Genomic DNA, 21134 nt, shown 5'->3' on the forward strand with positions numbered 1-21134 from the left:
CACTGAAATTATTGTAACAATTTGGTGATTTCAGAAAGGGGTTGGAGTTGAGAAAAGGTATCATTCTCGCAGGTGGGTCCGGAACTCGCCTTTACCCGCTGACGCGGGGCGTTTCGAAGCAGTTGATGCCCGTCTACGACAAGCCGATGATCTACTATCCCCTCTCGGTCCTGATGTTGGCCGGAATCCGGGAAGTCATGATTATCACGACCCCGCATGATCAGGCCGCATTCAAGAGCGTGCTGGGTGATGGGTCGAACTTTGGTGTCGAGTTGCAATACGCGGTCCAGGCCGAACCGGCCGGCCTTGCCCAGGCTTACCACATCGGCGCCGATTTCGTGGGCAACAACCCTTCCGCGCTGATCCTGGGCGACAACATCTTCTACGGCCACGGCCTGCCCGAACTGCTCAAGAACGCGGATTCGCGCGAAAAGGGCTCAACCGTCTTCGGCTATTATGTCAGCGACCCCAAGGCTTATGGCGTCGTCTCGTTCGATGCCGAGGGCCGGGCCGAGACGATCGAGGAAAAGCCGGAACAGCCCAAGTCGAACTACGCCGTTACCGGCCTTTATTTCTACGACAACCAGGCAGTTGCCATGGCCCGCGACCTCAAGCCCAGCCCGCGCGGCGAGTTGGAGATCACCGACCTCAACCGTCTTTATCTCGAACAGGGCGAGCTTTCGGTGGAGATCATGGGGCGCGGTTACGCCTGGCTTGACACCGGGACGCACGGCTCGCTGCTCGACGCGGCGAACTATGTGCGCATTATCGAGGAACGCCAGGGCCTCAAGATCGCCTGCCCCGAGGAAATCGCCTGGCGTCAGGGCTTCATCGACGATGCCCAGCTTGAACAGATCGCGGCGCCGCTGGTGAAGAGCGGTTACGGCGCCTACCTGCTGAACCTGCTCCAGAACCGCAATGCGCTGATGGAAGGGGTTGGTGCGTGAACGTAATTCCAACCGATATCGAAGGCCTGGCCATCATCGAACCGCGCGTGTTCGGTGACGACCGGGGGTTCTTCATGGAAAGCTGGAACCGCCAGATATTCGCCGACCTGGGCCTGGACCTGGACTTCGTGCAGGACAATCACAGCCGTTCGGCCAAGGGCGTGCTGCGCGGGCTGCACTATCAACAGCCCAATCCGCAGGGCAAGCTGGTGCGCGTGACCGCCGGCCGCGCCTGGGACGTCGCGGTCGACCTGCGCGCTGGTTCGGCGACTTACGGCAAGTGGGCCGGGGTCGAGCTTTCGGCTGAGAACAAGCGGATGTTCTGGGTTCCGCCCGGCTTCGCGCATGGCTTCGTGAGCCTCGAGGACGGCACTGACTTCCTCTACAAGTGCACGGCCTTCTACACCCCCGCCAACGAGCATTCGTTGATGTGGAATGACCCTGAAGTGGGCATCGAATGGCCGCTGGAAGGCATCGAGCCGCAGCTTTCGGCTAAGGACAAGGTCGGCAAGCCGCTGCGCGAAGTGGAGGCTTTCGCATGAAGGTCCTGATCGTGGGCGGCAAGGGCCAGCTCGGCAGAGGCCTGGCGGCAACCGCCCCGGCCAATGCCGAAATCGTCAGCCATGACATCGACACGCTCGACATCACGGACCCGGCCGCCGTCCTTGCCGTAGCGCGGGAAGTGCAGCCGCAAGTGGTCTTCAACGCCGCTGCCTATACTGCAGTGGACAAGGCCGAGAGCGAAGAGGACGTCGCGCTTGCCGTCAATGCGACCGCGGTCGGCCATCTGGCCGCAGCGGCCCGCGATGTCGGCGCGCGCTTCGTCCATGTCTCGACGGACTTCGTGTTCGACGGCCTGTCCGGCGTGCCCTACCTTCCCGATGCGCCGACCGCGCCGCTGGCCGCCTATGGGCGCACCAAGCTGGCCGGAGAGAAGCTGGCCGGCGAAGATGCGCTGATCGTGCGTACCGCGTGGGTCTATGCGCCCACCGGCGGCAATTTCGTGCGGACCATGCTGCGCCTCCTGGGCGAGCGCCCCGAGGTTCGCGTCGTGGCCGACCAGATCGGCACACCCACTTATGCGCCCGGCCTTGCCGCTGCGCTGTGGACGATGGCCGACAAGGTCATCTCGGGCATGCACCACTATACCGATGCGGGCGCATGCAGCTGGTATGACTTCGCGGTGGCGATCCAGGAGGAGGGCCTTGCAGCCGGCCTGCTGGACAAGGCCGTCCCGGTCATCCCGATCAACGCTTCGGAATATCCCACGCCGGCGACCCGTCCGCACTATTCAGTGCTCGACAAGACGTCGACTTTCGCAGCCCTGGGCGGCCCCACGCCGCATTGGCGCGCCAACCTTCGTAAGATGATTGCTGAGATCAAGACCCATGGCTAATCTGATTGTCACCGGCGGCGCGGGCTTCATCGGCGCCAACTTCGTCCATTATCGCAGCAAGGTCGCACCCGAGGACAAGATCATCGTCCTCGACCTGCTGACCTATGCAGGCAACAAGCACAACCTCGACGGACTGGACGACGTGCTCCTCGTCGAAGGCGATATCTGCGACACCGATCTGGTTTCGTCGATCATTGCCGATCACGATATCGACACGATCGTCCACTTCGCGGCGGAAAGCCATGTCGACCGCTCGATCACCGGGCCCGATGCCTTCGTGACCACCAATGTCATCGGCACGCACAGCTTGTTGAAGGCGGCGAAGAAGGCCTGGCTGGACGGCGACGGCAAGCCGCACCGCTTCCACCATGTCTCGACCGACGAAGTCTACGGCTCGCTCGGACCCAGCGACCCTGCTTTCAGCGAAACCACGGCCTATGCGCCCAACTCGCCCTATTCGGCCTCCAAGGCGGGCAGCGACCACCTCGTGCGCGCCTACCACCACACGTATGGGCTGGAGACGACCACCAGCAACTGCTCGAACAACTACGGTCCGTTCCAGTTTCCCGAGAAGCTGATCCCGCTGTTCACGCTCAATGCCCTGAACGGCAAGGCGCTGCCGATCTACGGCGACGGGATGAACGTGCGCGACTGGCTGCACGTCGAAGACCACTGCCGCGGCATCGAGGCCTGCCTGCGCAAGGGCAAGTCGGGTGAAGTCTACAACATCGGCGGCGGGCAGGAGCTTCCCAACCTGACGGTCATCGAGGAAATCTGCCGCGCGGTGGACAATGCCTTCGCGGCCGACCCTTCGCTGGCCCAGCGTTTCCCCAATGCCCCGGCGGCGCAGGGACGCCCGAGCGCCGAACTCAAGACTTTCGTGACCGACCGCATGGGCCACGACCGCCGCTATGCCATCGACGAAACCAAGGCGCGTTCGGAACTGGGCTATGCGCCGGCGCGGGACTTCCCGCAGGGCTTCGCCGAGACCCTCGCTTGGTTCCTGTCGCGCGAGGACTGGTGGATGCCGCTCCTCGAGCGCGCGGCGATCACGCGCTGATACCCGGAACGCTGGCCGTGCGCCTCTGGCGCCGGCCGGCTGTTCCTTTTTTTTTTCCGAATTCTGGCAGGCGGTTTAAACTTGGCTGAAAAGCATCTTATCGTTCTGGGTATTCGCGGCGTACCGGCTGCGCACGGCGGCTTCGAAAGTTTCGCCGAGCGACTGGTGCCCTGGATGGTCCAGGCCGGTTGGCGCGTCACCGTCTATTGCCAGGGCAGCGAGACCGGCGAGCGCTACGAGGATACCTGGGAAGGGTGCCGCCGCGTCCACATCCCGGTAAAGTCCGATGGTCCCCTGGGGACCATCGAGTTCGACATGAAGTCAACTATGGCTGCCGTGCGGGAAAAGGGCCTGCTGCTGACGCTAGGCTACAATACCGGGTTCCTCTCGGTCTATGCGCGCCTGCGCGGCCGCTTCAATCTTATCAACATGGATGGGATCGAATGGAAGCGGGCGAAGTATTCGACGCCGCAGAAGATCTACCTGTGGATCAATGAGCGCCTCGCCGCCGCTTCGGGTAATGCGCTGATCGCCGATCACCCGCAGATCGCGAAACACCATGCCGACCATGCCCCGGCCGACAAGATAACAATGATCCCTTACGGCGCCGAGCGGATCGAGACTGCCGACGAGATGCTGCTGGCGCGCTACGGCATTGAGCGCGACCGGTTCCTGACCGTGATCGCCCGCCCGGAACCGGAAAACTCGCTTCTGGAGATCGTGCGCGCCTTCTCCCGCCGTCCGCGCGGTATCAAGCTGGTGGTGCTGGGCAAATACAGCCCCGACCATGCCTACCAGAACTCCGTCCTCGCGGCGGCCAGCGACGAAGTGGTGTTCCCGGGCGCCGTCTACGCCAAGCCTGACCTTCACGCGCTGCGCCTGTTCAGCCTGGCCTATGTCCATGGTCATCAGGTGGGCGGTACCAATCCCTCGCTGGTCGAGGCGCTGGGCGCGGGCAATGCGGTCATCGCTCACGACAACCCGTTCAACCGCTGGGTTGCGGGCGACGCCGGCGTCTATTTCGCGAACGAAGACGAGTGCGAGAAGCGCATCGAGGAACTGGCCGCCAGCCCCGCCCTGCGCGATGAACTGCGTGAGCATGCCCTCAGGGGCTGGACCGAGGAATTCACCTGGCCCCAGATCCTGGAAGCCTATCAGGCCCTGATCGAGCGTTGCAGCAGCATCAAGTGATCTGAGCGGCCCAGGCCTGTACGCGCTGCGCCATCCTTTCGGACATGTGCGCAGGCAGGGCATCCAGCGCAAAGAAGCGGGCTTCGATGATTTCGCGGCCGTCGGCGCGGGGTTCGTCGCCGGTCCGGCCCAGTACGATGCGCACTGCGTTGCTGGTGCCGTGCAGCTTCTCGTCGCTGATCTGCAGCACGCGCGGCTGGACGATGCGGCAGCCGGTTTCCTCCAACAGTTCGCGCGCGCCGGCAAGCAGCGGGTCTTCGCCGCGCCGCATGCCGCCGCCGGGCGGCATCCATTTATTGGAACCGTAGGAGTGGCGGACCAGCAGGACGCGGTCCTGCCCGTCGAGCACGATGACCCGCACGCCGTGCACATCGGGTCGCCATACCCGCCAGACCTGCACGCGCACGGCATGGGCCAGTCGGTAGAGCGCGCGGTGCAGCGGCGCCGGGATCAGGTTCAGCAGAAACAGGTGACCTTGTGCCGCGCGGCTTTCAACAGGCGGGCGACGGGCAGGTCGTTTTCGCCCTTCACGGCAGCGTCGAAAACAGCGCGCTTGTCGGCGCCGCGGATCACGAAAACGATCTCGTCGCTGTTCACCAGCGAAGGGATCGTCAGGCTGAGGCGGTCAAACGGCGCCTCGGGGGGAAGCGGATCGGGCGTGAGGCGGCGCACTGCTTGCGAATCGTTCGGGCGCGGATCGGTGTTGGGGAACAGCGATGCGACATGGCCGTCGCCGCCCATGCCCAGCCAGGCGACAGCGAAGTGCGGGGGCTGCGCATCCTGCGCCAGCGGCACGATGCGGGCACCGGCCGGCTCGAGCCGGGCGCGGATCTTGCCTACGTTGCTGGCGGGGTGGTCTTCCTCGACGATACGGTCGTCGCCCGGCCACACGGAAATACGCGGCCAAGGCAGGGCTTCCTTCGCCAGCCGATCGAAGATCGGGAACGGGGTGGAGCCGCCGGGGACGGTCACGGCGATTTCGGGAGACATGGCCAGGGCAGCGCGCAGGCGCTGCGCGAACCAAGCGGCGATGGCGCCGTCGTCGGCGCCTTCGATCATTTCAATCTTAGGCATGGGGAAGTCTTTAGCACTCCCCCATGCGATGTGAAATCTCTCGGGTGAAATCTCTTACGCGATGATCTCGCGCAGGAACCAGGCGCGCTGCTCGGCCTGGTCGGTCCAGTCGTCGATCACGCCGTCGGTGGCGTTGTCACCAGCTTCGCCGGCCAGTTCCTTGGTCGCCTTGAGCGTGGCGACATAGGCGGTGTTGTCGTCGAACAGGGCCTTGACCATGGCCATCGCATCCAGGCTGGTGTCATCCTCGTCCTTGATCGTGGCCTTCGCACCGATGGCGCCGATCGAGGTCAGCGTGGTTCCGCCCAGCTTGCGCACGCGCTCGGCGATGAGGTCGGTCAGGCCGAAGACTTCGGCCGCCTGGGCGTCGAACAGCAGGTGCAGGTCATGGAACTGCGGGCCGCGCACGTGCCAGTGGAAGTTCTTGGTCTTGACGTAGAGCGCGAAGGTATCCGCCAGCAGCCCGTTGAGGCTGTCGATCAGCGCGGCCTTCGAGTTGTCCTTGGAAGTCATGTCGGTTCCCTCTTCTGCGGTTCGTTGTGTACGGTTCTATAAATTGGCAACGCGAATGAAAAGCACAGGTTCGATCGCAAATCGCGATCAGAGAATCCCGAATTCCGAAAGGAACATCGTGCTTGCGGCAAGCACAAGCAAGCCCCCGACCAGCCGCCTTGTCCACCGCGCGAGAGGGGTGCCGAGCAGGTCCGGCCGTGCCCAGGCGAACGTAACCAGGATGACGCCGCCCAGCATTCCCGCCGCCCCGGCATGCCAAGGCGCTGCATAGCCGACCGCCATGCCGAAGATGACGAAGCGCGCAGCGTCCATAACCTGCTGGGCAAGCAGGACGATCCCCAGTGCGCCAAGGGAATTTGTCGGCTCGCGCGGGTCGCGGCGCGGGGCCAGGATCATCGATTCAAGCCCGGCCAGTCCCAGCGCGATGGCCGCGAATATGGTGCGGGCGGGCGGCGGCAACTGCTCCAGCATGAAGTGTGCGGCATAAGCCGCGAACGACGCGCTGAGCAGTGCGCCCAGGATTGCGGTGACCAGCACCGCAGGCCGCTGGCCCTGCCGCAGGCCAAGCCCTGCGATCGTCACCTGATCGCGGGCGCCGAAGCCGGCAAGCAGCACTGCGATCAGGGTAAGGTAAAATGCGGGCATCAGGTGTTCTTCATGCCCGCATTCCCGGCCTTGCGCTACGGTTTACCCGGCCTTCTGGCAGGCTATGATGGCGGTGATCACATTGGCGGTATCGGCGGCGTCGCGCACGCAGACGGTGTCGAGGCCCATGGCCTTGGCCGGGTAGTCATTGCCGCCGGGGAAGATGGCGTCGCCGATGAACAGGATGTCCGCCTCCGCCACGCCGCTACGCTCGGACAGGCGGCGCAGGCCCCATGCCTTGTCGATGCCGGGCTGGGTCACGTCGACCGAAGTCGCGCCGCCCAGGTTGATCGAAACACCGGGCAGGCGCTTGACCAGATCGGCCTGGATGACCTTGCGCTTGGCGAAGTCCGGGTCCCAGTGCTCCTTGGCATCGAGCGGGGCCTGCTGGCCCAGCGCAGAGAAGGTGATCTGGCTGCCGCGATCCTCGATCCGTTCGCCCCAGACTTCTTCCGGGGTGAAGCCGGTCGCCGCCAGCGAAGCGTCGAAGGCGGCAAGAATCTCGGCCTTCTGTTCGTCGGTGAAGAGTTCGGCATAGATCGCTTCCCAGGCGCCTTCGCGGTGAAGATACAGCTTGGCGCCGCTGGTGGGCAGCATCCACAGACGCGAAACGTCGGCATGGGCGGGCAGGCGGCTGGCGACCTGCTTTTCGAACTGGGGCCAGTCCCCGCCCGAAATCACGGCGACTTGAGCCACCGTCAGCAACTGGGCCAGCAGCTCGGCCATCTCGTCGGTCAGCGGCTGCTTGCTCAGCGCCAGGGTTCCATCGAGATCGAACGCCACTATTTTCTTCATTCACACGCCTTTCGCGCCAGTTCGGCCATATCATCCGCGCCGGTCGCCCGGGAACGCACCGGCGTATCCAAAGCGCGGCGCGGACCAACAGGCAAGGGCCAATGCGGCAGTTGGCCCCTCGGTTACCGCGATTTCATTCGCAGTTGCAAAAAAGTTTCGATCCAAAGCGGTCGATCTTCGGCAGTTTAGCCCCATGTAATGGCGGACGTGTTGCACTGCGGCGAAAACTGGAAACTCAAGGGAACAACGCGGGCGCATGGCCGTTCGGCTAATGGCCCGGGTGGTGGAACGGGGCCGCCCGGCCCGTGCGTGGTTTTCGATGCCGCGCCGCTGATCCATGCCAACCGGGGGCGAAGCGAGCACCGATGACCAATTTTCAAGCGAGCGTGCCAACGGCGAACAATCCGCAGATGGCCGGTCGATCGCAGACAGAGCCTACATTCGCCGCAGAAAACGACCTGCCGCTTCCTCCTCCGCTCGATCCCGGCGCGAACATCGCCCTGTTCCTCGATTTCGACGGCACGCTGGTGGAAATCGCCGATCATCCCGATGCGGTCGTGGTTTCGCCTCACCTCGCGGGTGTGGTCACCGCGCTTTCGCAGCATCTTGGCGGCCGCCTGGCGATCGTCACCGGGCGTTCGATCGCGGCGCTCGAAGGGTTGCTCGGTCCGGTCGAAGTGGCTGTCGCCGGTTCGCACGGGGGTGAATTCCGCGCTCGGGCCGGAGCCGAGGTCGAGCCGCTCGCCGATCCGCTGCCCGCCGCCGTGGTCACTGCGCTGGAGAGTTTCGCGTCGGCCAATGGCGGCCTGCTGGTCGAGCCCAAGCCATTCAGCGTTGCCGTTCACTACCGCCGCCATCCCGAGGCGCTGGAAGGGCTGCTGGCCTGCGCGCAGGCGCTCGCACAAGAGCGCGGGCTTGCCATGAAGCACGGCAAGCAGGTGATCGAACTGGCGATGCCAGGGTCCGACAAGGGCACTGCCGTCACTCGTTTCATGGGGCTTCCCGCCTTTGCCGGCGCCGCCCCGCTGTTCCTGGGCGACGACGTTACCGACGAGGACGCCTTTCGGGCGGTTCGTCATCTGGGCGGGCAGGGTGTGCTGGTGGGGCCGATGCGCACCACCGCCGCCTCGCTGCGTTTGCCCGGCGTCGCCGCCGTCCACAACTGGCTGGAAGACGGGCTCGCATCAGCGCCCGCCGCCAGGCCCGAAGGAGAGATTCGCCCATGACGACCGCCACTACTCCTGCCGTGTCTTCGCCCGATCCCGTCAGCACTCTGGAACTATGGCCGATCGGCAATTGCCAGGTCAGCGGACTGATCGATGAGGCCGGGGCGATCGTCTGGGGCTGTGTGCCCCGTGTCGACGGCGACCCGACCTTCTGCGCCCTCCTGCGCGGCGACAAGGGGCAGGACGCCGGCACCTGGCGCTTCGAGCTGGAGGGCCAGGTCTCGGCCAGCCAGCGCTACTTGCGCAACACACCGATCCTCGTGACGCGGCTGGAAGATGCCAATGGCGGTGCGGTGGATATCTACGACTTCGCCCCCCGGTTCGAGCGCGACGGGCGGATGTACCGCCCGGTCGCTTACGCGCGCATCATTCGCCCCGTTTCAGGCGCGCCGCGCATCCGCACGATCCTCACCCCGATGAGCGGCTACGGCGCCAAGCTGGCACCGATCACACAGGGGTCGAACCACGTGCGCTACCTGGTGGAGCGCAACGCCATGCGCCTGACGACCGATTGTCCGGTCGGCTATGTCCTCGACGAGCGCTGGTTCCGGCTGGAAAAGCCGCTGCACTTCTTCCTCGGCCCGGACGAGCCGTTCAACGGCAATGTTGAGCATGACGTGGATGCCATGCTGCAGAAGACCGGGCATTACTGGCGGATGTGGGTACGCGGCCTCGCAACCCCGCTCGACTGGCAGGATGCGGTGATCCGCGCCGCGATAACGCTCAAGCTGTGTCAGCACGAGGAGACCGGCGCGATCGTCGCCGCGCTCACCACCTCGATCCCCGAGGCTCCGGGCAGCCAGCGTAACTGGGACTACCGCTACTGCTGGATCAGAGACGCCTATTACACCGTGCAGGCGCTCAATCACCTGGGCGCGCTCGACGTGCTGGAGAAGTACCTTGCGTACTTGCGCAACATTGTGGCCGATGCGCCGGACGGCGTGGTCCAGCCGCTCTATGCGGTGAGCGGCGCCAAGGAGATCATCGAGTGGGAGGCGCCAGACCTTCCCGGCTATCGCAATACCGGCCCGGTGCGCGTGGGCAATGCGGCCTACTATCAGGTGCAGAACGACTGCTACGGCCAGATCGTCCTGCCCTCGATCCAGGCGTTCTGGGATCAGCGCCTGCTGCGCATCGCCAACGAGGACGATTTCCGCGGCCTTGAGCAGATTGGCGAGATGGCCTGGACGACCCATGACCAGCCCGATGCCGGATTGTGGGAACTGCGCACACGTACCGCGATCCATACTTATTCCAGCGTCATGAGCTGGGCGGCCTGCGACCGGCTGGCGAATGCCGCCGAGCACCTGGGCCTGCATGACCGCGCCGCGCTCTGGCGCGAGCGGGCCGATGCCGTGCGCGCCCATATCGACGAAAACGCATGGCATCTGGTCGAGGGCCACGACGCGGGTGGACACTATGCCGCCAGCTTCGGCGGTTCGCAGCTTGACGCCAGCCTGCTCCAGATGGTCGAGCTGCGGTATCTCCCGGCCGACGACCCCCGGTTCAAGGCGACGCTGAAAGCCGTGCAGAAGGCTCTGCGCCGGGGCGAGCACATGCTGCGCTATGACAGCGAAGACGATTTCGGCCTGCCGGAAACCGCGTTCAACATCTGCACCTTCTGGCTGATCGAGGCGCTTCACCGCAGCGGGGAGGACGAGGAGGCGCGCCGTATCTTCGAGGCGATGCTGGCGCACCGCACGAAGTCGGGGCTGCTGTCCGAGGATATGGATTTCGAGACCGGTGAACTGTGGGGCAATTTCCCGCAGACGTATTCGCTGGTGGGGATCATCAACTGTGCCGGGCAGCTGTCCCGGTCCTGGCGGGACTGGCGTTGAAAATGCCGGACGTCCTGCCCTTCCATGCCTGCGCCGAAAAGCGCGGCCTTACCACGAAGCGCCCTTTGCCGGGCGCGACAGGGGACTACACATGAGCCGATTGATCGTCATTTCGAACCGGGTCAGCGTACCCAAGGCCGCCGGCGCCGCCGGGGCCCAGGGCGGATTGGCAGTGGCTCTCAATTCCGCCCTGCGTGAGCACCGGGGCATCTGGTTCGGTTGGTCGGGGCAGGAAACCGCCGAATTCACCGGCCACCTCGACATGCAGCGCAATAACGATGTCACCACCGCCACCATCGATCTCGAGCCGCAGGACATCGACGAATATTATAACGGCTACGCCAACCGCACGCTCTGGCCGCTGTTCCACTACCGTATCGACCTGACCGAATATGACCGCAACTTCGGCGAGGGATACGAGCGGGTAAACGAACGCTTTGCGGCTTCAGTGCTGCCGCTGATTGAGCCGGATGACCTCGTTTGGGTCCACGATTACCATCTTCTGCCGCTGGGCTCGATCCTGCGGGGGAAGGGCGTGAAGAATCGCATGGGCCTGTTCCTGCACACGCCCTGGCCGCCCACGCGCCTGCTGGCGTCGCTGCCCTTCCATGAGCGCCTTGTCGCCTCGATGCTGGAATACGACGTGCTGGGTTTCCAGACCACCGAGTGGCTGGAGAGCTTCCTGCATTATGTGCAGAAGGAAATGGGTCTCAAGGTCAACCTCGACAATTCGATCGACTACAAGGGGCGCAAGGTGGTGGCCCGTGCGTTCCCGATCGGTATCGATTTTGCGGAATTCACCGAGGCGAGCGAAAGTGACGAGGCCAAGGAAGCCTACAATGTCCTCAAGTCGAGCGTGCGCGGCCGCAAGATCCTGATCGGGGTCGACCGCCTCGACTATTCCAAGGGCCTGGGCGAACGTTTCGAGAGCTTTGCCCGGTTCCTCTCCGACCATCCTGAACAGGCCGGCGATGCGGTGCTGCTCCAGATCGCGCCGCCGAGCCGGGGCGATGTTGCCAGCTATCAGCAGATTCGCGAGGATCTTGAGCGCAAGACCGGCCATATCAACGGCGCCCATGCCGATGTGGGTTTCGTGCCGATCCGCTACGTCAACCGCGGTTATCCCCGCGCGCAGCTTGCCGGATATTACCGTGCCGCCGAGATCGGGCTCGTCACGCCCCTGCGCGATGGCATGAATCTGGTGGCCAAGGAATATGTCGCGGCTCAGGACCCCGAGGACCCCGGCGTGCTGATCCTATCGCAGTTCGCGGGCGCGGCACTGCAGCTCAAAGAGGCGCTTCTGGTCAACCCGCACTCCGTCGAACACGTGGCGGAAACGATCAAGCGCGCGCTCGATATGCCGCTGGCCGAGCGCAAGCGTCGCCATGCCAAATTGCTTGCCTCGGTCAGGCAGGAGGACGTGATCCATTGGCGCGAACAGTTCGTGAAGGCGCTTGTCGGGACAGAAAAAGAGCCCGCCGATAGCGATCTGTCGCACAACGAAGCCGCTTGAACAGACCCGGACGAAGGGGCCTCCCGGTTATTCGGAGGGTCCTTTCGTCCATCATAAATTTGACACTCGCCTGAAACCGTTCTGACCTTTAGGTCAGGTATCAGGAGTGGGTGCGAGGCAGAACCTCGCTGGCTGGGCGAGGCGGTGCCTGTATCAGCCGACCAAAAAAACAATAAAGAGGACGCCGGGCAACCGGACGGCTGAAAGACAATGACAATGATCCTGTACGGCGAGTGCGTCAGCGCCCGCAGCAAGGCCCACGTGCGCATATGCGAGCTGGCGGACGAGGGTTGCGACCTCGAAACCGACGCGCCGCAGGGCATGTTCGATGCCGACTTTTCACTGTGGATCGGGGCGATGGGGCCCTTCGCGGCGACCGCCACGCAACGAAATGCCCGCCGTATTGCGGTGCGCTTCAAGGAACCGCTGGACGGCAAGATCCTGCGACATTTCAACGCCGCCTAAACCGAGTTCCACGGCTCGGTTGTGCTGGCGGCTGTCTTTTACTGCGCGCGCGTCACCGAAGCCGGATCGACCGGGGTGACCGGATCGGTGACTACATCATCCTCGGCAGCGGCCGATGCCGCGGCAGCAGGCCTTGCGCTACGAGGAGCATCATCGACCAGCACCGCATCCGGGGCCGAGAGCGAGGCCTGCGAGCGGACGGTGTCGTAAGGCAGCATATCGTCGCTGGCGGAACGCGGCAGCAGGTCGCCGCCGGCGGCCGCTTTCGGCTGGTCATCGGCGCTCTTGTTGCAGCCCCCCAGCAGGAGGACCGTGCCGGCGGCCGTCAGGATCATCAGGCGCGAAGCATTCATTCTGCGGTCTCCGAACGGGGGCAGGGGCTTTCGAGGGCGGCAAGGAATACCGGCGCGCGGGCGATCATCGCTTCGTCCCAAGCGGCAAAATCGACCTCGCGGCCAAGGCGTGCCAGGCTGGTTACGCCGAATTCCTCGATACCGCATGGCACGATGCCGGTGAAGTGCGACAGGTCGGGGCGGATGTTCACCGAAAAGCCGTGCATCGTCACCCATTTGCGGATGCGCACGCCAATGGCGCCGATCTTCGCCTCGCGGCTGTCGACGTCGGTGGTCCAGATGCCGATGCGGCCGTCGGCGCGAAAGCTCTCGACTCCGAAATCGCGCAGGGTCTCGATCACCCAGCCTTCGAGGCCGTGGACGAAGCCGCGCGCGTCGCGGGCACGTTTCTTGAGGTCGAGCAGGACATAGCCGATGCGCTGACCCGGGCCATGATAGGTGTAGCGTCCGCCGCGCCCGGCCTCGACCACCTCGAAACGCGGGTCGAGAAGTTCGTCCAGGGCGGCGCTGGTACCGGCGGTGTAGACCGGCGGATGTTCGAGCAGCCAGATCAGCTCGCGTGCTTCGCCGGCGGCGATGGCGGCATTGCGCGCGGTCATCTCCTCCAGCGCCTCGCGATAGGGGACCGGCTCGCTCGAGATGCGCAGCTCGATATCACCCGGAAGAATTGCGGGAATCGTCATGGCGCGTTGCGTGGCGTCATTCCCTGCGGTTATCAAGTGCCTTTAGGCGAACCCGGCTCTACACTAGGGCAAAGCCTTGGTGTGGAGTGAATGATGAAGTTCGACAGCAACCGGGCCTGGGGCGACGCCATGGCCGCCGTTCGCGCCAATCGCGAGGTGCTGCTGGCGCTGGGCGGCGTGTTCTTCCTGCTGCCCACGCTGCTATCAACGGTATTCCTGACAGACCTTCAGACACAGATCATGGAATCCATGAACAAGCCGCAGGTGATGAACCGCCTGATGAGCGACAACATGGGACTGCTGCTGGGATTCGGCCTGGGCGGTATGCTGGCGCAGATGATCGGCTATCTTTCCGTCACGGCGCTCATCAGCGACCGGGGAAGGCCGACAGTGGGCGAATCGATCGGGGCGGGTCTGCGTGCGCTGCCTTCGCTGTTTGCGGTCGGCGTCGTCGGCTTCGTCGGCACGATGCTGGCCACGGTGGCGTTCTCGATGCTGCTGGTGGGACTGTTCACGCTGGTCGGCGCGGCAGGTGCCGGTTCGATCCTGGCGATCGTGCTGGTACTGCTTGCGCTCACGTATGCGTCAGTGAAGTTTTCGCTGGTGGTGCCGGTGATCGTCAATGACGAAATCGGCAATCCGATTGCGGCGATGGCGCGTTCATGGCGCCTGACGCGCGGGAATAGCCTGCGTCTTTTCGGGTTCTACACGCTGCTCATGGTGGGGTATTTCGCGCTCGCGCTGATCTCGACCCTGGTGGTGGTAGGGCCGGTGATGCTGGTGCTGGGCCAAGGCAATATCGCCGTGCTGGTGATGGGTCTGGTTTCAGGCGCAATCGGGGCGGCGGCAAGCATCGTTCTTGCCGCGGTGCTCAGCCAGACGCACCGCCAACTGGCCGGACCTTCGGCCGATACCGTCGCGAGCACTTTCGAATAGCCAGCGCATAGGACGAACGAAAAAGGCCGCCCGCTCGAGTTGACGAGCGGGCGGCCTTTTTCGTTTCAGGCGGCAAAAGCCGAGGGTGAAACCTCAGCCTTCGTCTTCGTCCTTCCAGCCCCACCACATGAAGCAGGGCGGCACGTTGATCGGCTCGATCGCGTCATCGATGCGCTTGAAGTGCTTGGCCATGTAGCTCTTCGCCTTGGGACGGAACTGGTAGACCAGGAACGCGCCGCCCTTGCGGATAACGCGGTAGGTGGCCGCGGCGATGGCCGGGGCCACGCCGTCCGGCAGGGTCGAGAAGGGCAGGCCAGACAATACATAGTCCGCCTTTTCATGCCCGTGCGCCCGCACGATTTCCTCGACGTCCGCCGCCGATCCAAGCACCGCGACGAAGCGGCTGTCGCGGATCGTGCTGCGCAGGTAGTCGATGAAAAGCGGGTTGGTGTCGATCACCAGCATCATGCCGTCACGCGGCAGCTTGTCGAGCACCGGCTGGCAGAAGGTGCCCACGCCCGGTCCGTACTCGACGAAAAGCTTGCAGCTGGGCCAGTCGACCTTCGACAGCATGCGGTTGATGGTGAAGCGCGACGACGGGATGATCGAGCCGACCATCACCGGATTGCGCAGGAAACCTTCGAGGAACACGCCCCATGGCCCCATGCCTTGTTTGATCTTGCGTTTGATTCGCTGGGGCAGCGCCTCTCGGGCAAGCTCTGTACTGGTCATGCTGAGGTAAGCTCTCGCAAGGTTATGATGTCATGAATGTGCCATGCGGTGGCAGATTGTCCGCACCATTGCAAGGCGATGGGACCTGTGGATGAGACAGGACGAAGGGAAAAATGCCTCAGAGAATCTCGTGGACGAGGTCCTGGGGGCGGCACAGGCGCACACCCTTGTCGGTTTCCACCAGCGGGCGTTCGATCAGTGCGGGCTGGGCGGCCATGGCTTCCAGCACGGTCCTGTCGTCGGCTTCCGGCAGGCCGCGTTCGGCCGCATCGGTGCCGCGCAGGCGCAGGCCCTGCTGCGGGGTGATGCCGGCATCGCGGTAAAGCTGGCCCAGCTTTTCGGCGCTCGGCGGGGTCTTGAGATACTCCACCACAGTGACATCGAGGCCGTGCGTTTCGCTGAGAATCGCCAGCGTCTTGCGCGAGGTGCCGCAGGCGGGGTTGTGCCAGATGGTGGCGTTCATGAAGGTACTCCTTAGCGTTTCAGGGCGGGAACCGCGCGGGCCGCATCCTCGGGCGCGATGCCGGGGGCGGGCGCGGCGCTGATCGTGTCCTCGCGGCGAGTGACGGCGGCGGCGCGCTGCACCGCGCTCAGCAGCCGGGGATAGACGCCGCAGCGGCACAGGTTGGGAATCGCGGCCTTGATCTCGGCGTCGCTGGGGCTGGCGTTGCGGGCCAGCAGGGCAGCGGCGCTCATGACGATGCCGGGCGTGCAGAACCCGCACTGGATCGCCTGCTCGGCCACCATCGCCTGCTGCACCGGGTGCGAACGACCCTGCGAAAGCCCCTCGATGGTGACCACGAAACGGCCTTCGCACTCGGCCAGGGTGATGAGACAGGCGCGCAGGGCGGCGCCGTCGACCATGACGGTGCAGGCGCCGCAATCGCCCACGCCGCAGCCGTATTTGGTGCCGGTGAGGTTGGCCCCGTCACGCAGTGCCCACAGCAGCGGCGTGCGCGGGTCCATCGCGAATTCGACCGGACGGTCGTTCACGGTAAGCCGGGTCATGGCAGGCTGTCTTGTATCGAGAACAGGGCGGGGCGCATGTTCGGCGGGTGCCCCAGCCGGGGCTTCAGCGCAAGCCCACCTTGATCCCCGCCCACAGCGTGCGCGGTGCGCCAAGGTCGATCGAGCCGCCCTGGTTGCGGGTGACGATCGTTTCGTCGGTCAGGTTTTCAGCCCGCAGCACCAGCGAGACGAACCGGGTGACGGGCACCTGCGCGAACAGGTCCAGCGTGGTCGCGGCGGGCAGCACGTCGGTTTCGAGGTCGTCCTCGAACTGGGCGCCGGTGCGGCGCACGGTGGCGGCAAGGCGCCAGCCATCGCGCGGCGCCCATGCCGCGGTGGCGCTTGCGGCCAGCCTGGGCACTTGCGCCGGGCGCAGGCCGTCCAGCGCGACCTGCGTTCCGCTCGCCTCGACTTTCGCGTCGGTCCACGAGAGCGAGCCGGAAAGGTCGACGCGGCCCAGCTTGAGGTCCGCGCTGGCCTCTACCCCGCGCGCGCGGATGGCGTCGACGTTCTGGCGCTCGCGAATCGTCGGGCTTAGGGTGACGTTGGCGACGGCATCCTTCAGGCGGTTGTCGAAGGCCGTCACCGAGACAGACAGGGCTTCGGACGGATGAAAGTCCACGCCCGCCTCGTAGCCGCGCAGGCGTTCCGGCTTGAGGTCCGCATTGGCCTGCGTGGTCACCGGGAACACCACGAAGGGCCGGTACAGCTCGTTGAGGGTCGGCAGGCGCAGGCCCGAATAGGCGGCGGCGCGCAGGGAGAGGGCGGGCGCGAGGTTCCACACGATCCCGCCGCGCGCATTGCCGCTCCAGCCGTCGCGGTCGGCAAAGCGGGTGTCGCGGTTGACCGCGCCGCTGGCGCTGAGTTCGCGGTAGAAACCGTCGCGGATGGTCCAGCGATCGGCCCGCGCGCCGGCGGTGACGATGAACTGGCCCAGCGTCCAGTCGTCCTCGATATAGAGGCCGAGGTCGGACTGTTTGCCGCCCGCGCGGCGGAACGCGGTCGCAAGGCCGGTGACGGCGCTATAGGGCAGCTCTACCAGATGCCCGCTCGACAGCTTGATGTCGGCGCCCAGCCGCAGGACATGGGCCTCCCCCACGGGCGGGCGCAGTTCGGCCTTGCCGCCCACCGCCAGCGTCGGCGTCTTCTTCTGGTCGAGCGTCTTTTTATAGCTGGTCGAACTGATGACGATGTTGGAGAAATCCTGCGCCTGGACAAAGCCCAGCACGTCGAACTGCCAGTCTCCCCGGCCCACGAAACGCAGCGATCCCTGCTGGCCCGACGAGGTCGAATCGGCGCCCTTGAAGCGCAGCGTGCGCTGGTCGTCGTAGACCAGGCCCGATGCCTGCACTTCGACCGTGTCGCTCAGCGGTGCGACCGCGCGCAGCGAGCCGGACAGGCTTTCGTAGGCGGCGCGGGCGGAGGCGGCGACGCGCTGGTCCTTGGGCGTGGTCCAGAATCCCTGACCCCGGTCCCATTGCACCGAGGCGACGACGAAGCCTTCGCCAAGGCGCGGCGCGATGGTGAGCGCGCCTTGCGTCTCGCCCCGGTCGTCCACCAGTGCGGAGCCCTGGACCGGGCCGATCTGGTCGGGGCCGGCGCTTTCCATCTCGATCGTGCCCGAAACCGCGCCGGTGCCGAACGCGCCCATGCCGCCGCCGCGCGTCACCCGCACCGAGCCGAGCCGGTCGGGGGCAAGGGCGCTGAGCGGAATATAGCCGAAGAACGGATTGGCCACCGGCACGCCGTCAAGCAGCACTTGCGCCCGGCTGGAGGCATTGCCGCCCAGCGCGCGCAGGGTGACGCCCTGGTTCGACGGGTTCGAGGCGCGGCTGTCGGCGCGGCGGAACTGCTGGAACCCCGCGACCGAGGTGAGCACGTCCTCGATCCGGCCAGAGGCGCTGGAGGCGAGCTTGTCGCGGGCGATGGTCTGCACGTCGTAGGCCGGGGTCGCCGGACCTTCGCGCAGGCCGTGGCCGGTCACGACGATGGGCGCCTTTGGCTCGCCCGCATCGTCCTCGGCGCGGACCGGCGCGGCGGCGAGGAGGGAGACGAGGGTGAGGAGGGGCATGGCTGCCAGGCGCCGGTTCGAAATCATGGCGCCCGTCTTAGGGCAAGCCCTGCCGCTGGCAAGGCGCGGCGGGTGCTGGTGGTGAGCTGCCCTTGCCCACCCACACCGCTCATGCTGAGCTTGTCAAAGCATAGGGAGCCCCGCGCCGCGCCTCGGGGCCTTCGACAAGCTCAGGCTGAGCGGTGTGGGAGGCCTGATTTTGGCGTTACTGCGCCGCGCCGATCACCAGCCCTGCCGCTGGCAAGGCGCGGCGGGCGCTGGCGGTGAGCTACCCTTGCCCACCCACACCGCTCATGCTGAGCTTGTCGAAGCATGGGGAGCCCCGCGCCGCGCCTCGGGGCTTCCGACAAGCTCAGGCTGAGCGGCGTGGATGGCCTGATTTTGGCGTTACTCCGCCGCGCCGATCACCAGTTCTACGGGCGCGAGGCCGTCGATGGTACCCTCCAGCACGTCGCCGGGGGAAACCGCGCCCACGCCTGCCGGGGTGCCGGTGTAGATCAGGTCGCCGGGTTCCAGGTGGTAGAGGCGCGAAAGGTCGGCGATCAGCTCGGGGATCGACCAGATCATGTCGGACAGGGTGCCGTCCTGCTTGATGGCATCGTTCTGAGCGAGGGTGATGCGCTGGCCAGCCACCGCGCCGAACTGGTCGGCGGGGGTGATCGCCGCGATAACCGCGCCGTTTTCGAAGTCCTTGCCGGTGTCCCAGGGATAGCCCTTGGCTTTCGCGGCGTTCTGCAGGTCGCGCCGGGTCATGTCGAGGCCGCAGGCGTAGCCGTAAACCGCCGCCATCGCATCTTCGGCAGGGACGCGGAAGGCAGGCGCGCCGATGGCGATCACCAGTTCCATCTCGTAATGGCAGTTCGCGGTGCCGGGCGGATAGGCGATCGTCTCGCCGGAAAGGCATAGCGCGGCGGGGGCCTTGTTGAACCAGATCGGCGCTTCGCGGTCGACCGCATTGCCCAGTTCCAACGCGTGAGCGGCGTAGTTGCGCCCCACGCAGAAGATCCGGCGCACGGGATAGCTGGCCTCGCTGCCGAGGACGGGGACGGTCGGGACGGCGGGCAGTTCGAACAGCAGGGACACGCGGGCAAGTCTCCTTTGGCGCAGGACATAAGGCCGGTCTGCCGCATCGTCAAAGCGGTCTCTCTCGTTGGACTTGCGATGCCATGCGCGTGGCCTAGAATGCGGGGCGTGACAGTGGAACAGTACCTATCGGGGCGCATCCTGCTTGCCATGCCCGGCATGTTCGATCCGCGATTCGAACGCTCGGTCAATGTGATGTGCGTCCACGACGAGAACGGCGCTTTGGGCATCGGTATCGGCCATGTCCGTCAGGGCGTGCGCTTCCACGATGTGCTGGAGGAACTGGACATCGACCCCGGCGTATCGCCCAACCGCGAGGTCATGAACGGCGGGCCGGTGGAGCCGGGGCGCGGGTTCATCCTCCATTCCGCCGACTGGGGCGGGGCCGATACCATCGCGGTGGAGGGACTGTGCGCGCTTTCCGCCTCGATGGATGTGCTGCGCGCGATCGCCGAAGGGCAGGGGCCGTCGCAGTGGATCATGGCGCTGGGCTATGCCGGCTGGGGCGCCGGGCAGCTCGAAGGCGAAATGCGCCACCACGGCTGGTACGCCGCCGACGGCCACAGTGAAGTCCTGTTCCAGACCCCGCCCGAAGGCCGCTGGATGGCGACATGGCGGGCGGAGGGGATCGACCCTGCGCTGCTTTCGAACGAGACCGGTCGGGCTTGAGGTCGCTCCTGCGGGGCCCCTGAGGGCCTCTTATTCTGCAACAGCTTCCGTAGGGTCGCCCATCGGCGCGGTGGGCGCCAGCGGGCTGGGCTGGTCGACCGCCTGGCCTTCGCCGTCGTGAAGCCGGGCAGGCTCCAGCATCGCAGTCGTCTCGAGAAGGTCGAGCGCCTTCTGCACCGCTTCGAAGCGGCGCGCGTCGGCGATCCAGGTGTCGGCGGCGTCGGCGCCGGGAAGGCGCTCCACTTCACCGATGGCGTTGTCGATGCGCCGTGCGGTGAGCATGACGCGGGCGCGGTCGATCCGCGCGGCCGGGGAAGCCAACACTCCCGAATCGCGGCGCACCACGAACAGCGAGGTCACCTCGCGGCGGGCGCGGTCCCATAGGCTTTCGTCGGTCTGCGTCACCGTAAGCTCGGGCGAGAGCGCTTCGAGGCGGGCGGCAAGGCCGTCGATGGTGACGGGGTTGGCGGCGAAGTCGATCACCGTCTGCACCGCGCGCGGCTGGGCGTTCATGAAGCGAAGGCGAAGCTGGTCCGAGACGTGGCCCAGCGGCTCACCGCGATCGATCATCCGCCGCGCCGCGAAGGCAATCAGCAGCCCCTCGGCGCGCCCGGCATTGCCGGCGGCGGCGTGGGTCTGGAAATCGACGCGCGAGAGGCGGTCCTCCAACATCGCCAGGCGGCCTTCGACTGTGCCGATCGCGGCGAGGCGCGCGTCGTCGGAAGGCGGCGGGGCGGCGGGCGCGGTATCTGCGGCAGTCGTCGGAGCAGCCTGCGGACCCAGCATCGCAAGATATCCGCGCGTCGAAAGCCACGCGGTCAGCGCGGCGCCGAGCAGGAAAGCGATCAGCACGGCGAACAGGGTAAGTCCGGCCGATCGGCGGCGAAGCGGGGGCCCCGAAGAAGAAACGAGGGGTGCGGAAATGTCCTGCATCAA

24 protein-coding genes are annotated in these 21134 nt (G+C 65.6%); 11 read left to right on the forward strand and 13 right to left on the reverse strand.

From position 1 onward, the window contains the following. Positions 1 to 47 precede the first annotated feature (47 nt). The 5 genes from rfbA to TQ38_RS03620 all read left to right on the forward strand — a co-directional run bounded on the left by rfbA (position 48) and on the right by TQ38_RS03620 (position 4594). Positions 48 to 947 (forward strand): glucose-1-phosphate thymidylyltransferase RfbA, encoded by a 900-nt coding sequence (rfbA, locus tag TQ38_RS03600; protein ID WP_043973351.1) that lies wholly within the window; start codon positions 48 to 50, stop codon positions 945 to 947. Next, positions 944 to 1489: a dTDP-4-dehydrorhamnose 3,5-epimerase gene (rfbC, locus tag TQ38_RS03605; RefSeq protein ID WP_043972303.1), complete on the forward strand. Its 546-nt coding sequence runs from the start codon at positions 944 to 946 to the stop codon at positions 1487 to 1489. The genes rfbA and rfbC overlap by 4 nt, the downstream gene beginning before the upstream one ends. Then, complete coding sequence (rfbD, locus tag TQ38_RS03610) at positions 1486 to 2343, forward strand: dTDP-4-dehydrorhamnose reductase (RefSeq protein ID WP_043972301.1); 858 nt, start codon at positions 1486 to 1488, stop codon at positions 2341 to 2343. The genes rfbC and rfbD overlap by 4 nt, the downstream gene beginning before the upstream one ends. Continuing rightward, on the forward strand, positions 2336 to 3403 hold the full coding sequence (rfbB, locus tag TQ38_RS03615) for a dTDP-glucose 4,6-dehydratase (RefSeq protein WP_043972299.1): 1068 nt from the start codon (positions 2336 to 2338) through the stop codon (positions 3401 to 3403). The genes rfbD and rfbB overlap by 8 nt, the downstream gene beginning before the upstream one ends. Before the next feature lie 81 nt (positions 3404 to 3484). After that, positions 3485 to 4594, forward strand: a complete 1110-nt coding sequence (locus tag TQ38_RS03620) for a DUF1972 domain-containing protein (RefSeq protein WP_043972296.1) — start codon at positions 3485 to 3487, stop codon at positions 4592 to 4594. On the opposite strand, the gene TQ38_RS03625 is transcribed toward TQ38_RS03620, so the two are convergent. From TQ38_RS03625 to TQ38_RS03645, 5 genes are all read right to left on the reverse strand, one after another. After that, positions 4587 to 5000, reverse strand: a complete 414-nt coding sequence (locus TQ38_RS03625; RefSeq protein WP_240197937.1) for an NUDIX domain-containing protein — start codon at positions 4998 to 5000, stop codon at positions 4587 to 4589. The two genes, TQ38_RS03620 and TQ38_RS03625, sit on opposite strands and share 8 nt — an antisense overlap. Before the next feature lie 50 nt (positions 5001 to 5050). Further along, on the reverse strand, positions 5051 to 5668 hold the full coding sequence (locus tag TQ38_RS03630) for a 6-phosphogluconolactonase (protein WP_043972291.1): 618 nt from the start codon (positions 5666 to 5668) through the stop codon (positions 5051 to 5053). A 54-nt stretch (positions 5669 to 5722) separates the two neighbouring features. Next, positions 5723 to 6181: a Dps family protein gene (locus TQ38_RS03635; protein ID WP_043972289.1), complete on the reverse strand. Its 459-nt coding sequence runs from the start codon at positions 6179 to 6181 to the stop codon at positions 5723 to 5725. A gap of 87 nt (positions 6182 to 6268) precedes the next feature. Next, positions 6269 to 6826: a hypothetical protein gene (locus TQ38_RS03640; RefSeq protein WP_043972287.1), complete on the reverse strand. Its 558-nt coding sequence runs from the start codon at positions 6824 to 6826 to the stop codon at positions 6269 to 6271. 42 nt (positions 6827 to 6868) lie between these two features. Next, positions 6869 to 7621, reverse strand: a complete 753-nt coding sequence (locus TQ38_RS03645; protein ID WP_043972285.1) for an HAD-IIB family hydrolase — start codon at positions 7619 to 7621, stop codon at positions 6869 to 6871. 365 nt (positions 7622 to 7986) lie between these two features. Between TQ38_RS03645 and otsB the strand changes: the two genes are divergently transcribed. The 4 genes from otsB to TQ38_RS03665 all read left to right on the forward strand — a co-directional run bounded on the left by otsB (position 7987) and on the right by TQ38_RS03665 (position 12663). Then, positions 7987 to 8847, forward strand: a complete 861-nt coding sequence (gene otsB, locus TQ38_RS03650) for a trehalose-phosphatase (RefSeq protein ID WP_370059785.1) — start codon at positions 7987 to 7989, stop codon at positions 8845 to 8847. Continuing rightward, positions 8844 to 10685 carry a glycoside hydrolase family 15 protein gene (locus TQ38_RS03655; protein ID WP_043972283.1) on the forward strand — a complete coding sequence of 614 codons (1842 nt, stop codon included), beginning with the start codon at positions 8844 to 8846 and terminating at the stop codon, positions 10683 to 10685. The genes otsB and TQ38_RS03655 overlap by 4 nt, the downstream gene beginning before the upstream one ends. Positions 10686 to 10776: 91 nt before the next feature. Further along, positions 10777 to 12198 (forward strand): alpha,alpha-trehalose-phosphate synthase (UDP-forming), encoded by a 1422-nt coding sequence (otsA, locus tag TQ38_RS03660; protein WP_043972280.1) that lies wholly within the window; start codon positions 10777 to 10779, stop codon positions 12196 to 12198. A 210-nt stretch (positions 12199 to 12408) separates the two neighbouring features. Then, positions 12409 to 12663: a hypothetical protein gene (locus TQ38_RS03665; protein WP_043972277.1), complete on the forward strand. Its 255-nt coding sequence runs from the start codon at positions 12409 to 12411 to the stop codon at positions 12661 to 12663. A gap of 38 nt (positions 12664 to 12701) precedes the next feature. On the opposite strand, the gene TQ38_RS03670 is transcribed toward TQ38_RS03665, so the two are convergent. Next, positions 12702 to 13016, reverse strand: coding sequence for a hypothetical protein (locus tag TQ38_RS03670; RefSeq protein ID WP_043972275.1), 315 nt, complete (start codon positions 13014 to 13016; stop codon positions 12702 to 12704). After that, a complete protein-coding gene (gene lipB / locus TQ38_RS03675; RefSeq protein WP_043972274.1) occupies positions 13013 to 13699 on the reverse strand; it encodes a lipoyl(octanoyl) transferase LipB in 687 nt (228 codons plus the stop codon). Before lipB ends, TQ38_RS03670 begins: the two co-directional genes overlap by 4 nt. 90 nt (positions 13700 to 13789) lie before the next feature. Here lipB and TQ38_RS03680 point away from each other — a divergent pair, with 90 nt between their 5' ends. Continuing rightward, entirely contained in the window at positions 13790 to 14635 is an 846-nt protein-coding gene (locus tag TQ38_RS03680; RefSeq protein ID WP_240197938.1) for a lipoyltransferase, read from the forward strand. Between the two features lie 93 nt (positions 14636 to 14728). Here the strand turns inward: TQ38_RS03680 and TQ38_RS03685 are convergent, their stop codons facing one another. From TQ38_RS03685 to TQ38_RS03705, 5 genes are all read right to left on the reverse strand, one after another. Next, positions 14729 to 15367 carry a class I SAM-dependent methyltransferase gene (locus tag TQ38_RS03685; RefSeq protein ID WP_043972272.1) on the reverse strand — a complete coding sequence of 213 codons (639 nt, stop codon included), beginning with the start codon at positions 15365 to 15367 and terminating at the stop codon, positions 14729 to 14731. Positions 15368 to 15485: 118 nt separating this feature from the next. Further along, positions 15486 to 15830, reverse strand: a complete 345-nt coding sequence (locus TQ38_RS03690) for an arsenate reductase family protein (protein WP_043972271.1) — start codon at positions 15828 to 15830, stop codon at positions 15486 to 15488. Positions 15831 to 15841: 11 nt separating this feature from the next. Beyond that, entirely contained in the window at positions 15842 to 16375 is a 534-nt protein-coding gene (locus tag TQ38_RS03695) for a (2Fe-2S)-binding protein (protein WP_043972270.1), read from the reverse strand. 64 nt (positions 16376 to 16439) lie between these two features. Next, complete coding sequence (locus tag TQ38_RS03700; RefSeq protein WP_043972269.1) at positions 16440 to 18473, reverse strand: TonB-dependent receptor; 2034 nt, start codon at positions 18471 to 18473, stop codon at positions 16440 to 16442. 360 nt (positions 18474 to 18833) lie between these two features. Next, a complete protein-coding gene (locus TQ38_RS03705; protein WP_043972267.1) occupies positions 18834 to 19529 on the reverse strand; it encodes a fumarylacetoacetate hydrolase family protein in 696 nt (231 codons plus the stop codon). Between the two features lie 99 nt (positions 19530 to 19628). On the opposite strand from TQ38_RS03705, the gene TQ38_RS03710 reads away from it, so the two are divergent. After that, on the forward strand, positions 19629 to 20198 hold the full coding sequence (locus tag TQ38_RS03710; protein ID WP_043972266.1) for a YqgE/AlgH family protein: 570 nt from the start codon (positions 19629 to 19631) through the stop codon (positions 20196 to 20198). Between the two features lie 30 nt (positions 20199 to 20228). Here TQ38_RS03710 and TQ38_RS03715 read toward each other — a convergent pair whose 3' ends face one another. Further along, entirely contained in the window at positions 20229 to 21131 is a 903-nt protein-coding gene (locus tag TQ38_RS03715) for a hypothetical protein (protein WP_043972263.1), read from the reverse strand. Positions 21132 to 21134 lie beyond the last annotated feature (3 nt).

It is taken from the genome of Novosphingobium sp. P6W, assembly GCF_000876675.2.
In the GTDB taxonomy this organism is placed as follows: domain Bacteria; phylum Pseudomonadota; class Alphaproteobacteria; order Sphingomonadales; family Sphingomonadaceae; genus Novosphingobium.